The organism is Mesorhizobium sp. M7A.F.Ca.MR.245.00.0.0, from assembly GCF_003997415.1.
Lineage (GTDB): Bacteria > Pseudomonadota > Alphaproteobacteria > Rhizobiales > Rhizobiaceae > Mesorhizobium.
In genome coordinates, this window is the sequence record NZ_RZTE01000001.1 from 343,709 (window position 1) to 357,584 (window position 13,876).

At 62.3% G+C, this 13,876-nt stretch carries 14 protein-coding genes; 2 read left to right on the top strand and 12 right to left on the bottom strand.

Annotated elements, in window-relative coordinates; genetic code table 11:
* Window position 1: 1 nt before the first annotated feature.
* Together EOB80_RS01660 and EOB80_RS01665 are read right to left on the bottom strand one after the other, a co-directional pair.
* Window positions 2–598: a histidine phosphatase family protein gene (locus tag EOB80_RS01660; protein WP_127320166.1), complete on the bottom strand. Its 597-nt coding sequence runs from the start codon at window positions 596–598 to the stop codon at window positions 2–4.
* A complete protein-coding gene (locus tag EOB80_RS01665) occupies window positions 595–1,698 on the bottom strand; it encodes an inositol-3-phosphate synthase (protein ID WP_127326442.1) in 1,104 nt (367 codons plus the stop codon). The genes EOB80_RS01660 and EOB80_RS01665 overlap by 4 nt, the downstream gene beginning before the upstream one ends.
* Window positions 1,699–1,853: 155 nt before the next feature.
* Here EOB80_RS01665 and EOB80_RS01670 point away from each other — a divergent pair, with 155 nt between their 5' ends.
* Window positions 1,854–3,596 (top strand): hypothetical protein, encoded by a 1,743-nt coding sequence (locus EOB80_RS01670; protein WP_127326443.1) that lies wholly within the window; start codon window positions 1,854–1,856, stop codon window positions 3,594–3,596.
* Between the two features lie 9 nt (window positions 3,597–3,605).
* On the opposite strand, the gene EOB80_RS01675 is transcribed toward EOB80_RS01670, so the two are convergent.
* The 9 genes from EOB80_RS01675 to EOB80_RS01715 form a co-directional block, all read right to left on the bottom strand.
* Window positions 3,606–3,791 (bottom strand): hypothetical protein, encoded by a 186-nt coding sequence (locus EOB80_RS01675; protein WP_127268456.1) that lies wholly within the window; start codon window positions 3,789–3,791, stop codon window positions 3,606–3,608.
* Between the two features lie 92 nt (window positions 3,792–3,883).
* Window positions 3,884–4,930: a UDP-glucuronic acid decarboxylase family protein gene (locus EOB80_RS01680; RefSeq protein WP_027036338.1), complete on the bottom strand. Its 1,047-nt coding sequence runs from the start codon at window positions 4,928–4,930 to the stop codon at window positions 3,884–3,886.
* 23 nt (window positions 4,931–4,953) lie between these two features.
* Window positions 4,954–6,057, bottom strand: coding sequence for a glycosyltransferase (locus tag EOB80_RS01685; RefSeq protein ID WP_127326444.1), 1,104 nt, complete (start codon window positions 6,055–6,057; stop codon window positions 4,954–4,956).
* On the bottom strand, window positions 6,054–7,148 hold the full coding sequence (locus EOB80_RS01690; RefSeq protein ID WP_127326445.1) for a glycosyltransferase: 1,095 nt from the start codon (window positions 7,146–7,148) through the stop codon (window positions 6,054–6,056). The genes EOB80_RS01685 and EOB80_RS01690 overlap by 4 nt, the downstream gene beginning before the upstream one ends.
* Entirely contained in the window at window positions 7,145–8,275 is a 1,131-nt protein-coding gene (locus tag EOB80_RS01695; protein ID WP_127326446.1) for a glycosyltransferase, read from the bottom strand. Before EOB80_RS01695 ends, EOB80_RS01690 begins: the two co-directional genes overlap by 4 nt.
* 2 nt (window positions 8,276–8,277) lie before the next feature.
* Entirely contained in the window at window positions 8,278–9,378 is a 1,101-nt protein-coding gene (locus EOB80_RS01700; RefSeq protein WP_127326447.1) for a glycosyltransferase family 4 protein, read from the bottom strand.
* Window positions 9,363–10,655 (bottom strand): TIGR04295 family B12-binding domain-containing radical SAM protein, encoded by a 1,293-nt coding sequence (locus tag EOB80_RS01705; RefSeq protein ID WP_127326448.1) that lies wholly within the window; start codon window positions 10,653–10,655, stop codon window positions 9,363–9,365. The genes EOB80_RS01700 and EOB80_RS01705 overlap by 16 nt, the downstream gene beginning before the upstream one ends.
* Window positions 10,652–11,725, bottom strand: coding sequence for an NAD-dependent epimerase/dehydratase family protein (locus tag EOB80_RS01710; RefSeq protein WP_127326449.1), 1,074 nt, complete (start codon window positions 11,723–11,725; stop codon window positions 10,652–10,654). Before EOB80_RS01710 ends, EOB80_RS01705 begins: the two co-directional genes overlap by 4 nt.
* Complete coding sequence (locus tag EOB80_RS01715; RefSeq protein ID WP_127326450.1) at window positions 11,722–12,828, bottom strand: SDR family NAD(P)-dependent oxidoreductase; 1,107 nt, start codon at window positions 12,826–12,828, stop codon at window positions 11,722–11,724. Before EOB80_RS01715 ends, EOB80_RS01710 begins: the two co-directional genes overlap by 4 nt.
* 200 nt (window positions 12,829–13,028) lie before the next feature.
* On the opposite strand from EOB80_RS01715, the gene EOB80_RS01720 reads away from it, so the two are divergent.
* Window positions 13,029–13,301 carry a hypothetical protein gene (locus EOB80_RS01720; RefSeq protein WP_023809470.1) on the top strand — a complete coding sequence of 91 codons (273 nt, stop codon included), beginning with the start codon at window positions 13,029–13,031 and terminating at the stop codon, window positions 13,299–13,301.
* Window positions 13,302–13,407: 106 nt separating this feature from the next.
* Here the strand turns inward: EOB80_RS01720 and EOB80_RS01725 are convergent.
* The coding region (locus tag EOB80_RS01725) for a response regulator (protein ID WP_245466217.1) at window positions 13,408–13,876 on the bottom strand (469 nt) is incomplete at its 5' end.

Below are 13,876 nucleotides of genomic sequence, written 5' to 3' on the forward strand. Positions count from 1 at the left end.
GTCAGGCAACTTCGTTCAATCGGATCAGCTTCGCCCCCCAGTCGCCCGACACGATCGTGGTGATCGAGGCGGGATCGATGTCGAAGCGAAAGCAGTCGCCGGCCGGCAAGCCAAGGACTTTGCAGACGGCGGCCTTGATCACATCGGCGTGGCTGACCAGGGCGACACACTGATTCTGATGCTGCTCGTGGACAGCGTTCATCACCGCGACGACGCGCTGCTGGACATCCAGCATGGTTTCGCCGTTTGGTGTCCTGGCCTCCTGCCGCTGGTCGTTCCAGGCTCGCCAGCCGGCGTTGCCGCTCAACTCATCGAAGGTCTTTCCCGACCAGTCGCCGAAGTCGATCTCGTCGAGTTCGGCACAGATCGCGATTTCCCCGACGCCGCAGGCGAGCGCGATTGGCAGGGCCGTCTCCCGGGTCCGCTCGCGCGGGCTGCACAAGATCGCTGCAATCGGCTCCCGGGCCATGCGGCAGCCAAGCTGCGTTGCCTGCGCCTTACCAGCATCCCCGAGGCAAACGCCGTCCATACGGCCTGCTAGATAGGAGCCGACATTGTCGTGTGCCGCATGGCGGATCAGAAAGAAGGTCGTCGTCATTCGGCAGCATCGAGCAAAGGCTCGTCCTTGCCTGCGATAAAAGCGAGCGTGCGCTGCCGCGCTTCGGCGTCGGTGAACTGTTCGGGAGGCGACTTCATGAAATAACTGCAGGGACCGGTCAGGGCACCGGCTATGCCGCGATCGAGCGCCAGCTTGGCGCAGCGTACCGCATCGATCACCACGCCGGCCGAGTTTGGAGAATCCCAGACTTCCAGCTTGAGCTCGGCGTTGAGGGGCACGCCGCCGAAGGTCGTGCCTTCCACCCTTATATAGGCCCATTTGCGATCGGTCAGCCACGGTACGTGGTCGCTGGGCCCAACGTGGATATTGCCTGGCTCCAGCGGAACGTCGAATTGGCTGGCCACGGACTGCGTCTTGGAGATTTTCTTCGATTCCAGCCGCTCGCGTTCCAGCATGTTGAGAAAATCGGTGTTGCCGCCGAAATTCAGCTGATAGGTGCGGTCGATGCGTACGCCGCGTTCGCGGAAGAGATTGGCCAGCAGCCGGTGCACGATGGTCGCGCCGACCTGGCTCTTGATATCGTCGCCGACCAGCGGCAGTCCTCGCTGCTCAAAGCGCCGGCGCCATTCCGGGCGTGAGGCGATGAAAACTGGTATGCAATTGACGAAGGCGCAGCCGGCCTCGAGTGCGCATTCGGCATAGAAGCAAGTTGCCTCCTCAGAACCCACCGGCAGGTAGGAAACCAGCACGTCAGCGTTGCTGTCGCGCAGGATCTCGCTGACATTGGCAACCGGCTCCGGAGCTTCTTCAATCTCGTCGCGCAGATATTTGCCGATCCCGTCCAACGTCGGCCCGCGCTCGACGCGAACGCCGGTTGTCAGCGCGTCGGCGAAGCGGAACGTGTTGTTCGGGGCGGCGTAGATCGCTTCCGCGACGTCGCGGCCAACCTTGCTCCTGGCGACATCGAATGCGCAGACAATCTCAATGTCGTCGACATGGTAGCCGCCAAGGTCGGCATGCATCAGCCCAGGGATTGGTTCGTTGCTTTTCGCGTGACGATAAAACGAGAGGCCCTGCACCAGGGAGGATGCGCAGTTGCCGACTCCAACGATACCAACACGAACCTTTTTCGATCCCACGAAACCGCCACCCTATGTTGTTCAAAGGTAAGTTCCTGGCGCCGAACCATCAGCGTGCCGGAATGTTCCTCCGCCCATCGAAAAATTGCGCGAGACTGCATGGATCGAAGCTGCATTCGATGCGTTGCCGCACGGCAACATTGGAAAACCGATCGATGATCGTCTACGGCGACCACAGGCAGACCGAGAGCGCAGAGCAGCTTCGGGAAGCAGCAAACGAAATGGCCGAAAGCCTGGATCGGATGTCTCATGGCGTCCAACGCCATGCTGCATTGGTCGGACTATTCATCAGCGTGTCGGAGATGGTTCAGGCGCTTGCCGATGTCGATTTCCAAACCAGCGGCATCGACATCTTTTCGCCGCGACAACAGCAAGGCGCCAAGTTGTTGGTCGGACTTGCGGCAGAGGTGGCGAAGTCGTGGCAAAGCGGTTTCGGCGTCGGCGGTGGCATCGATCCGGGACTTCTCAAACAGCTGGCCGGGCTCGACTGCCAGGCCGAGGTTGTGACCGGCTCTGCCGAGGGGTATGCGCACTATGCGCTTTATCCCGAAAGCTATTTGGACGCGGCGCAGAAGTCGGGTCTCGATGCGAACACATGTGTGATCGGCGTCCGCAGCATCGGCCTCGGGCTGGCAGCTATGGTGGCGGCCTCGATTGGTGCGCCGGCACCATTCAGCGTTCGCCCGATCGGCCATCCCTTCCGCAGGTATATCAACGCCGATCCGCAGTCGATCGCCACTTGGATGAACAATCCGTCGGCGCGTTTCGCCGTTGTCGACGAGGGTCCTGGCCTGTCCGGCAGTTCGATGCATGCCGTTATCATGTGGCTGCGTGAACTGGGTATCGATACGGACCGCATTCACCTGTTTCCCAGCCATTCAGGCGGCCCGAGCATCGAAGCGTCGCGGGAGGCTCGGGAGACATGGTCGCGCTGTCCGAAGCATGTGGCGACGGCGTTTGAATGCACCTTCTCCGAAAGCTCGAAAATTCCCACGTTGCGCGATTGGGTGGCCGAGGCGGTCGGCAGGCCGGAATTAGGCCTGACCGAGCTATCTGGCGGCGAGTGGCGGGCCGCCCACTACGCCGACGAAGGGCGCTGGCCGCCGAGCCCTCGCGGTACCGAGCGGCGTAAATTCCTGGCGTCCGCCGGGCGTGACCGCTGGCTCGTCAAATTCGCGGGCCTCGGCGAAACCGGACGGCGCAAGAAACGAACCGCGACGATGTTGCATGAAGCCGAGTTCGGATCGCAAGTTGTCGCGCTTTGCCATGGCTTTCTGGTTGAACGGTGGATTGACGGCACCACGATGGATCAGGCGCCGCTACCCAGGGAAAGACTGATCGCGGAGTTCACAAATTACCTGGCCTGGCGTGCGCTCAATCTTCGAACTTGCGAACCGGGTGCATCATTGCTTGCACTCGCGGAGATGGCTGTTTCCAATACGTCGGAAGCCCTGGGCGAAAAACGCGCGGCAGCGTTGCGCGGTTGGCTCTCGAAACAGGCCCCCGCGAGCGGGCTGCAGCGCGTTGAAATCGATGGAAAGCTCCAACCATGGGAGTTTCTCGTTCGCGCCGACGGCAGGGTGCTCAAGACAGATGCCGTCGACCATTGCCGGGCACACGATTTGATCGGCTGCCAGCCAATAGAGTGGGACATTGCCGGCGCCCGTGTCGAGTACGGGCTATCCGACAGCGATGTGAGGACCCTGGTCCAAGGAATGAAGCTTGCCATCGACAACGGCCACATCGGCTTTTTCGAACCGTGCTATTTGGCATTCCAGCTCGGGCTCTGGAGCACGGCTGCGCAATCCGAAAATGGCCGGGAAAAAGCAAGGCTCGCCGCGACGGCAGACCGATATAGGATGCGACTGATAGGATTCCTGGACGAATGCCTGATATGATCGTTCCGATCAGTCCAGCCTTCGCAGCATGTCTGCTTCCTGCTCGAGAATAGCGGCCACTTCCTCGCGCTGCAGATGCGTCATCATCAAGCTGACGCAGCACTCGAGATAGGTGATCGAGGCGCGCCGCAGATAGGCAGCCGTCTCGCGTTCGGCCATCTGGTCGATATCCCTCGCGGGTCGCTTGGGTTGCATGAGGATGATCCTCCGTATCGGTTCCTCCCGCCAAACCACAAGCTTGGGCGGATGTTCCGCGCGATCGGGAAAGATTCGGCGGCCGTCTCGCATCACGCCGGAAGGTTCTGCAGCCCGCCGGATGCTGGCCTCGCTCTTTTGGCAAAGCCTGTCATCTGATCGCCGATGCGACTGCCTTCGAGCGCCGCGAAATAATCGATCGTCAGCTTCAGCCCTTCATTGAGGGGCACCTTCGGTGTCCAGCCGAGCAGCGCTTTTGCACGCGAAATATCGGGCTGCCTGCGCCGAGGATCGTCTTGCGGCAGCGGCAGAAATCTCAGATCCGATTTGGTGCCGGTCATCGCCTTCACCAGCGCCGCCAGTCGCACGATGGTGAATTCTCCGGGATTGCCCAGATTGACCGGCTTGCCCGGATTGGGATCGATATCCATCAGTCGCCTCAATCCATCGATCTGATCGGAGACATAGCAGAAGGACCGCGTTTGCAAGCCGTCGCCGAAGATCGTCAGAGGACGTTTTTCTAACGCCTGCATGATCAGGTTTGAGACGATGCGGCCGTCCGCCGGATCCATTCTCGGACCGTAGGTGTTGAAGATGCGCGCGACGCGCACGTCGGCTTTGCCGGCTCTAAGATAGTCGAAGCAAAGCGTTTCGGCAGTGCGCTTGCCCTCGTCGTAGCAGGCGCGCGGGCCTGTGCAGTTCACATGGCCAACATAGTCCTCCCTCTGGGGATGTTGCTCCGGATCGCCATACACTTCGCTCGTCGAGGCCTGTAGCAGCCGCGCGTCATATCGGACAGCGAGTTCGAGCAGGTTGAGCGTGCCGATCACGCAGGTTCGCGTGGTGTGTATCGGGTCGGCCTGGTAACGCGGCGGCGAGGCAGCGCATGCCAGGTTGTAGATGCGATCCACGGGCTCGCCGAGATCCAATGGCCGGCAGATGTCCTGCTCGATCAATCGGAAACCCGGCTGATCCATGATCGAGATGATGTTTTCCATGCGCCCAGTCAGGAAATTGTCGGCGCAGATCACGCGCCAGCCGTCGCGGAGCAATGCTTCGCAAAGATGCGAACCGAGGAATCCCGCACCGCCGGCGACAAGCACTGCCTTTGCCCTTTGCGCGTTTCTTTTTTGTCGCATCGTCGTTTTCTCCTGTATGCCGGTCATGCTGCGCTTCCGATGTCGAAATCGAGGGCCGCCGCCCTTGGCTGTGTCAACGCCGTCACGAATTCGCGCGCTCTGGCCGCACCGGTGTGGGATGCGAGGACGCGTTCGCGGGCCCGGCGGGCCATGGCGAGGCGTGTGCGCTCGGACTCGCCGAAGAGGATTTCGATGACTTCGTCCGTTTCCCCGGCGTTGTGGATCGCCGATGCGGGAAAGAAGCTGTCGAGCCCTGGCCAGCGATCGCTGATGATGGGCGTGCCGCAAGCAGCCGCTTCGAACAGGCGCACACTGGGTGACCATCCGGCAGCGATCATGGAACTGCGTGTGACGTTCAGCGTGTAACGCTGACGGCTGTAGAACGCGGCATGATCGGCCGGCGGCAAATGTTCGATGCGTTCGACATTGTCCGGCCAGGTGATGTCGGATGGATATTGCGAGCCGGCTACGACGAAACGGCGGTCCGGCATACGCCGTGCTGGTTCGAGCAGCAGCGCGTTCAGCGTTGCCTGCCGGTCGGCACTGTAGGTGCCGAGATAGCCGAGATCCCAGCGGATCGGATCGCCGGTCCGGTGGTGCCGTTCCGGGTCGACCGAGCAGTAGAGCGGTTCGGCGCGGCGCGCGCCGAACTCCTCCACCAGACGGCCACGCATCGGCCCGCCGGTGAACGAGAAGTAGACATCGAAATACGGAATCTGCCGCCAGCTCAGATAATCGCAATCATCGGCTGAAAGCTGCGCCACGGTTACCGGCGTGTCAATGTCGTAGAAGCAGAAGCGCCCCTTGCAAAATGAAGCGACGATGTCGATGACCACGCGCCCTTCCGGCACGAAGGAGCCGATGACGACAATGTCGGCCTGCTCCAGGCACCGGGCGTAGTCGCGTTGCAATTCCGCTGTGGTTTCGTAGTAGCGCAAGGCGCAGAAATCCGGGTCGCGCAGATCGCGGTGGTTGGCGTACCACGGCACGTCGCGCTCCAGAAAGGTCACGCGGTGGCCGAGTTCGTGCAGACCTTTCAGCAGGCCTCGAAACGTCGTGGCGTGGCCGTTTCCCCAGGACGAGGACAGCGACAGGCCGAGAAAGACGATGTCCAATTGCTTGGTCATTCCGCTGCCTCCACGGTCCCCTGCTCGAAATGACGTTTGAAGACGGCATCGGCCACGTCCGCCCGCAGCGCGTAGGTATGGTCGGCCAGCACGCGGCAAAGTGCGGCCTGGCCGATTGCCTTCGCCCGACTGGAGGTCAGCGAGCGCATGATCTCGGCGACATCGCCGCCGTCCCGTGCCACCAGGATCTCCTCGTCTGGTTTCAGGAACAGTTCCACGCCCAGCCATGCGTCGGTGATGAGGCAGGCACCGGCGCCGGCCGCCTCGAAGACACGCGTGGCCGGTGAAAAACCGTTTACGGCCATGCTGTCGCGACTGATGTTCAGCACGGCCTTGGGAGTGACGTTGAAGGCATTATGATCGCGGGTGCCAACGTGACCGAGCCAGCCGACATTGGCGGGAAGCGGCTTGTCCCCCCAGCCCGATCCGCCGAGCAGAAAGCGCTGTTTCGGCAGCTGGCTTGCGGGATCGAGGAAGAATGCTTCGACACGCGCCTCACGATCCGGCAGCCGGTTGCCGAGGAACGCCAGATCGCAAGCGAAACGCGCATTGCTGGCGACCGGGTGATGCGTTTGGGGATCGAGCGCATTGTAAATCGGCACGCATTCGTTCGCCCCCATGGCACGGTAGGCCCAGACGACGGGGTCGCCGCCGCCATAGGTCAGCACAAGGTCGATTTCTTGCAGGGCGCTATGGAGCGGATGGTCCGGTTCGTCGCGCAGCTGGGCAAGGGTTGCCGGAGCGTCCACGTCCCAGAATACCACCAGCGCGTCGCTGCGGGCATGGTCGAGAACGGCGCGCAGCAGCGCCTCGTCCTCGAAACCGACGCCACTCGCCTTGACGACGATGTCGGCGCTGGCGGCGCGTGCCGCGACCTGCATCAACGCGTGCTGGGTCGCTTCATAAACGACCACAGTGCACCAGTCAGGGGCCTCGATGTCGCGGTTCTTCTGCCGGTCGTAGACGTCGGGCTCATAGAAGGTGATTTCGTAGCCCAATTGGGCAAGCGCCTTCAGCAAGCCGCGATAGTAGGTCGCGGCACCGTTCCAGTAGGACGACAAGAGGCTCGATCCATAGAATGCCATCTTCATGCGGCGGCTTCCTTTGCGGTGGTCTTGTTGATGGTATGTTCGGTTGTGCATTCCATGAGCACGCCGAACAACTCGTCGACGCGGTGCTGGCAGGTGTGCCGCGAGCGGATGGTCTCGAGACCCGAAGTCACCAGGGAAGCCGCGAAATCCGCATCGGCCAACACCGCCCGCAGGTGTTGCCGCATTTGCGAGCCATTGTGGGCGAACAGGAAGTCGACGCCGGGCCTGAACAGCTGCTCGACATCGGACCATGGTGCTGAAATCAGCGGAATGCCGCAGGCGAGTGCCTCGAACATGCGGATCGTCGGAATTCCAGGCAAACCCTCACGATAGGGGCGCCGCGGGATGTGGACGGTGACACGATGCGCGGCGAACGCCTTCGGCACGTCGGCATTGGCGATCCATCCGTCATAGCGCAGTCCGGCGGTGGCCAGATCCGCAAGTGCAGGCTTGGGGTAGCGTACGCCGTGCACGGTGGCATCGAGACCGAGATCGTGTACCGGCTCGATTAGAAACTCTTTGAGTTCGGCGGTCCTCTCATCGTCGCCCCAGTTTCCAATCCAGACCAGATCGGACGTGGGGTGGATCTCCGGGTGTGGCTTGAACAGGCGATCGTCCGCGGCTTCATGCCAAGTGAAGACGCGCTTGCCCCAGCCGGCGCGCAGATAGCTCTCGCGCAAGGCCTCGCCAAAGGCGAGAACGCCGTCATAGTGCTCCAACCGCAGCGCCGAGATTGCCTCGGTCGCCGATACCGCCCGGTGGTGGGTGTCATGAAACAGAAGGATGAAGTTGCCGCCAGCGGCCCGGGCACGGCCGATACGTGCGACAAGCTCCGGATCCGTCCACTCATGAACGATCACAACGTCGGCCTCAGCGATCCAGGCCTCGTGATCGAACCCGGCATCATAGGTCACCGGCATCAGTTCTGGGAAATCCTTGCGGAAGCGTTCGATGGCGAAGGATCCCTTCTCAGCCAGCAGGTTCGAACGGCTCCAGCCGTCGGACGGCTCCAGCGCGACCGCCTGGTGCCGGCGCGCGACCAGTTCCCGCATGATACCGCGCAGGAAATGGGCATTGCCGTGGTTCCAGTCGGAAACGACCGAGTGGGTGTAGAACAGAAAGCGCATGGTCAGCGCCCCGCCATGGCCAGGGCCGCCTTGTCGTAGATGCCTCGCATGGCCGCCGCTTGCCTGGCCAGTGTAAACCGGCGGCTTCGTCGCAGGGCTGCCTGGCCGAGCTCCCGCCTGAGTTCGACATCGCTGGAGAGACGATTGAGGCAGGCAGCGAGGTCGTGGGGATTGCGCGCGTCAAAGAACATCGCGGCCCCGTCCCATAGTTCGCGATAGGTTGCGATGTCGGAAAGCACCAGGGGCGTCGCCGACATGGCAGCTTCCAGCGCGGCCAGACCGAATGGCTCATAGATTGATGGCGACACGAAAATGCCGGCGCGCGCCATCAAGGTGCGCACCTCGTGAGACGGCAGTGCTCCCAGAGGAACAGCATAGCTGAAGCTGGTACGCCCGCCGTTGGGACCGTGCATCGAACCGGCGGCAAAAACGGGCCATTGCGTCAGCGACGCGGCCTGGTCGATCACCGCCGCATTTTTGCCCTCGTCCCACCAGCGGGCAGCGGCGAAGACGAGCGGTTGGCGCTTTTCGGTCTTCGGCACCGGACTGGCACTATTCCCGACCACACTCAGACGCGCGATCGGGCCGTAGCAGGTCTCAAGCATGTCGGCGTGGCTGCGGCTCGGCACGATAACAGCGTCGGCCCGATCCAAGCCGCGCCTGTTGCGCTCCTTCTGCCAGGCCCATGCGCCATCCACGGCCTGTTTCCTGACGGCGTGGAACCATGTCGTCACGCAGGAATGGGAGACCACCACGGCCGGGCACGGCGCATCGAATCCTGCTGCCTGCGTCGGCGCGTTGAAATGGACAAGGTCGATGGCGTGGTCGCGCATGGGCGCAAGCAATTCCCGCGGCAGCGCGTCGAGGTCGCCGCCGTTGCGGGTCATCCAATCCGGCGGCGTATTCAACCAGATCAGCGTCGTGAAAGCCTCTGCTTCCGCAGCCTGCTGCCTCGACGGTTGTGGACCGAGGCCGGCAAGCACCACGCTGTCGCCGCTGTTCACAAGTTCCCGTGCCAGATCAAGGGCATAGCGCCATACGCCGCCCACGGCATCGACGGTCATCAGGATGCGCCGCGAGCGCGGCGTCAGTGTCCGCAACATGTCGCCTCCAGTTCCGCCAGCGGTCGCGGCCGCCTCTCCTGGATGTCACTGAATTTCTGGAAAGATGCGAGGTAGTGGTCATGGGCGCGTTCCCAGGCAAGGTCGTCGGGTTCGCCCCAAAGCTCGCGGTAGCTGGGCGAACTCGGATACGGGTAAAGCGGCACAGGTTCGTTGGCCCATACGCCGCGGTCGATCAGGTGGGTTCGCCAGTGCTCGACCAGGGCGGGATCATCCTCGACCACGCCGATCAGATTGGCCTGAACGAATGGAACGTGACGTCTGGCATCGACGAGCAGCGCGGCGAGTTCCTCGGTACCCAGCCGGCAGCGCTTGGCCAGCATTGCCCGACCTTCGACGGTCAGGCTTTCGAGGCCGGCCTCGATGGAGACGCAGCCGGCGGCGCCCAGTAATTCCAGCAGCTCGGGCTTCCACAGATCGATGCGGGTCTGCACGCCGAATTTCACATCACGATCGACCAAGGCTTCCAGCAACGCTTTTTGCGGCAGGAAGATTTCGTCGATGAAGTAGATGTAGCCGACACCCTGGGCAATCAGCCGATCGATCTCCGCCACCACCGCTTCGTGGTTTCGACGGCGATAGGCATCACGGAAATCGATCTTGGCGCAGAAACTGCAGTTATAGGGACAGCCGCGCGATGCCTCGACTTCCGCACCGAACCCCACCTGATTGTCATCGAACCTGTGATGGTGGTGCGAATGGGCTGCGATCCAGTCCGCTGGCCATTCGAGTGGCGGATGATCGACAAACGAGCTGGCGTGGACGCCTCCGTTCGAAACCACCCTGGCATCCCGCAGATAAGCGGTTGAGGGCACGGCGCTCCAATCATCGCGCCGGGCAAGTTGCTCGACGACTTCTTCACATTCGCCGCGCACGACGATGTCGACGCCGAGCTTGCGCAAGGTTGGCGCCGGCGTTGCAGAACCATGCGGCCCGACCGCGACCGTGCGTCCCCCGCGCCCGGCGAGGCGGTTGAGGAAATCGGCCGGCACGCGCAATTCCGGCGGTGCGCAGCGCCAGAACAGATAGGTCGGGGCGGTACTGACGACGGTCATAGCCGGGGCGAAATCAGCCACCCGCTCGCAGAGACCGGAATTGTCGAGCTTCTGCAACTGCCCATCCAGCATCAGCACCTCATGTCCTGCGGATTCGAGCAGGGCCTTCGAATAGCCGAGTTCCAGCGGCAGATGCGGTTGGCGGCAGCCGAAATAGATGCTGTCGTCATACGTCCAGGACGGGTTCACCAAGGCGATTTTCATGCGACGTACCTCACGGCTTCAGGGCGAGGCTCGAGCCGATGGCGCTGCAGCCAGTCGGCGAGGTCGCGGACGCCTTCACGCCATGAAACATGGGCCATCCAGCCAAGCGCGGTTTTGATCTTGCGGGTGTCGGCGACGAAGAAGGGCTGGTCGCCGGTGCGTTCCCCATCATGGCGGATTGAAAGCTCATGGCCGGTCAGGCTACGAATCTCGCTCAACAGCCTGCGCAGGCTGACCGCATTTTCCGGGCCGCCGCCAAGATTGAATGCCTGGCCTTTGGTGGTCTCGATGCGATCGAGCACGGCCCTGTAGGCGGCGACGGCATCGGAGACATGCAGGATATCGCGCACTTGCCTGCCGTCGCCGTAAATGGTGATTGGGCGTCCCGTCAGCGCGCTGAGCAAGAAGTGTGCGACCCAGCCCTGGTCCTCGGTTCCGAACTGGCGCGGTCCATAGATGCAGCTCATCCGCAACACCGCCGTCGGCATGCCGTAGGATTTGGCATAGTCGAGCACATACTGATCCGCCGCGCCTTTGGAGCAACCGTAGGGCGTGCAGAAGTCCAGGCCCCGAGCCTCATCGATGCCGTGCGTCTGGATGACGCTGTCGCAAGGCACATAGCGATCGCCGTCCTCGCGGACCGCGACGTCGGGCAGGCTGCCGTAGACCTTGTTGGTGCTGGCGAAGATCACCGGGATACGCTCACCGCTCAGTCGCGCCGCCTCCAGAACGTTGAACGTTCCCCGAAGGTTGATGTCGAAATCCTCGCCCGGCTGGACCAGGCTTGTGGTGACGGCGGTTTGCGCGGCCAGATGGAAAATTGCCTTCGAACTCATCAGAGCCGGCGCCAAGGCGTTGGCGTCCCGCACGTCGATGGTTTCAATCGTGAGGCGACCGCCGTGTTTTTGCGCCAGCCATTCAAGGTTCTGCTCGACGCCCGGACGGCTGAGATTGTCGATCACCAGTACCGGCTCGCCATCCGACAACAGGCTGTCGGCGAGGTTCGATCCTATGAAGCCGCTGCCGCCGACGATGGCGACCGGCGCGTCGCGTCGATTGCGTGTGTTCATGACACCAGCCCACGTTCTTCGAGCTCGCGCTTCATGTCGGCGCCGCGGTCGACGGCGGACGTGTTACGCACCCAGGAAACGAACTCGCCGAGCGAATTCTCCAGTTGCCGCACCGGCTCGAAACCGAGCAGCTCACGGGCCTTGGAAATATCGGCGAAGCAGTTGCGGATATCGCCGGAGCGGGCTTTGCCGAGCAGTTCCGGCGAGCGGTTCGGTGTCCCCATGGCCTCGGCCAGCAATCGCGCGACTTCGCTGATCGCATAGGCGCGGCCGCTGCCGATGTTGATGACATGACCCTTTGCCTGGCGTTGCTGCAGAGCAAGGCGAAAGGCGCGGGCGACGTCCTGCACATGGACGAAATCGCGCTTCTGTTCGCCATCCTCGAAGATCATTGGCCGTTGGCCGTTGGCGAGACGCGAAGCGAAGTTGGCCAGCACGCCGGTATAGGGATTCGACAACGCCTGGCCGGCGCCGAAGACATTGAACAGGCGCAGCGCCACCGCATCGATGCCATAGGCCTCGCCGAAGATCAGCACGGCGCGCTCCTGGGCGTATTTTGTCAGCGCATAGATGGAGGCGAGATCGACCGGCTTTTCTTCGTCCGTCGGCAGCGGCGAGAGGGCGTCTCCACCTGGCGACAGCGGGTTCCATTGCCCGCTCCTGATGTCGCTCGCCTTGCGCCGAGCATTGTCGATACGCCGGCCGTCTGGCGTTGCATAGAGCCCTTCGCCATAGACGCTCATCGACGAGGCGACGACGATCCGTTCGACCGGGTGTTTGATCAGCGCATCGAGCAGCGTTGCGGTGCCGAGATCGTTGGCGCCGACATAGCGCGCGATCTCATACATCGATTGCCCGACGCCGACTTCCGCCGCCAGATGAATGACCGCGTCAACGCCTTCCAGCGCATTGGCGACCGCCTCCCGGTCCCGGACATCGCCCTTGATCAGCTCGGTCCCGGCGGGAAGCGCGACGGCTTCGCCCGCATGCACCTGCTCCAGCAAGGCATCGAGGATGCGAACCGAATAATCCTGCTCGACGAGTTCCTGTGCGACATGCCGGCCGATGAAGCCGCAGCCTCCTGTAACCAATATGCGTTTCACGACGACTCCTCAGACAAGTAACCTCGGCGCCCCGAACTTTTCGGCAAAAGGTTTGTTCCCTTTGCTTCAACAAAGTTCCTTTGGCCGGCTTCGTTGGGAGCCGGCGCCGCGATCACCGCGCGGTGCTGGAACATTGACGCCCTTGTGCTGTTAGGACGCCCGACAGCCCGCGTGTCCGCCGATGATCAAAGGAGATTTCAATGTCTCAGTCGCAAACGACCACCAACCACGACGAAATTCGCAAATGGGCCGAGGAGCGGGATGGCCGGCCGGCGGTGGTGCGCACCAAAGGCGAGGGCGGTATCCTGCGGATCGACTTTGGCGAGCCCGAGGAAGCATTCGAGCCCATCGAATGGGACGAGTTCTTCCGGATATTCGACGAGAATGATCTGGCCTTTCTGTATCAGGCCAAGACCGGTGAGGGGAAAGCCAGCCGTTTCAACAAATTCGTCGAGCGCAATCAGAAGGGCTGATGACGCAGGCCAAGCGGCCGATCTGTACGGCCAAGTTTTCGAGATGTGGTGAACAATGACGGCCCCGCGGCTTGGCACTTCAGCCTGAGAGGCCTTGGAGGTAAAACTAATGCATCAGTTTTGCGCCGCGGGTTTTCGCCATCTCTCGCATGATGCCGTTGAGCCAGTTTTCAGTGGATTGACCAAGCTGTCTGCGGTCGACATCCCGGATCGCTTGCTCGAGCGTCCTCTCGACGAGCCGATCCGATGCGTCGACGTCTCCCAGCAAAAGGCGCGCCGCAAGTCGCAGTTTGGGCAAAAGCGCGAAGACGTCGTCGGACGGGTCCGGTACGGAGGTCGCCCGTCCCGATGCCTGTGGGGGAAAGAGTGCGTTGAACACGGCCTGGCTGCCCGAGGATTTCCGCAAATTGCTGGCGTAGCGGAGATGATCGGGAATGGCCATGTCGTCATCGCCACTGAAGAACACGAAGGGGACACCCCGGCGCATCAACTCATCGGCGATTGGAAACACGCGTCGGCCATTGAGATTGACGTCGAGAATTGCAGCTTCGGCCGTCCCGGTGTGTTTGGAAGCC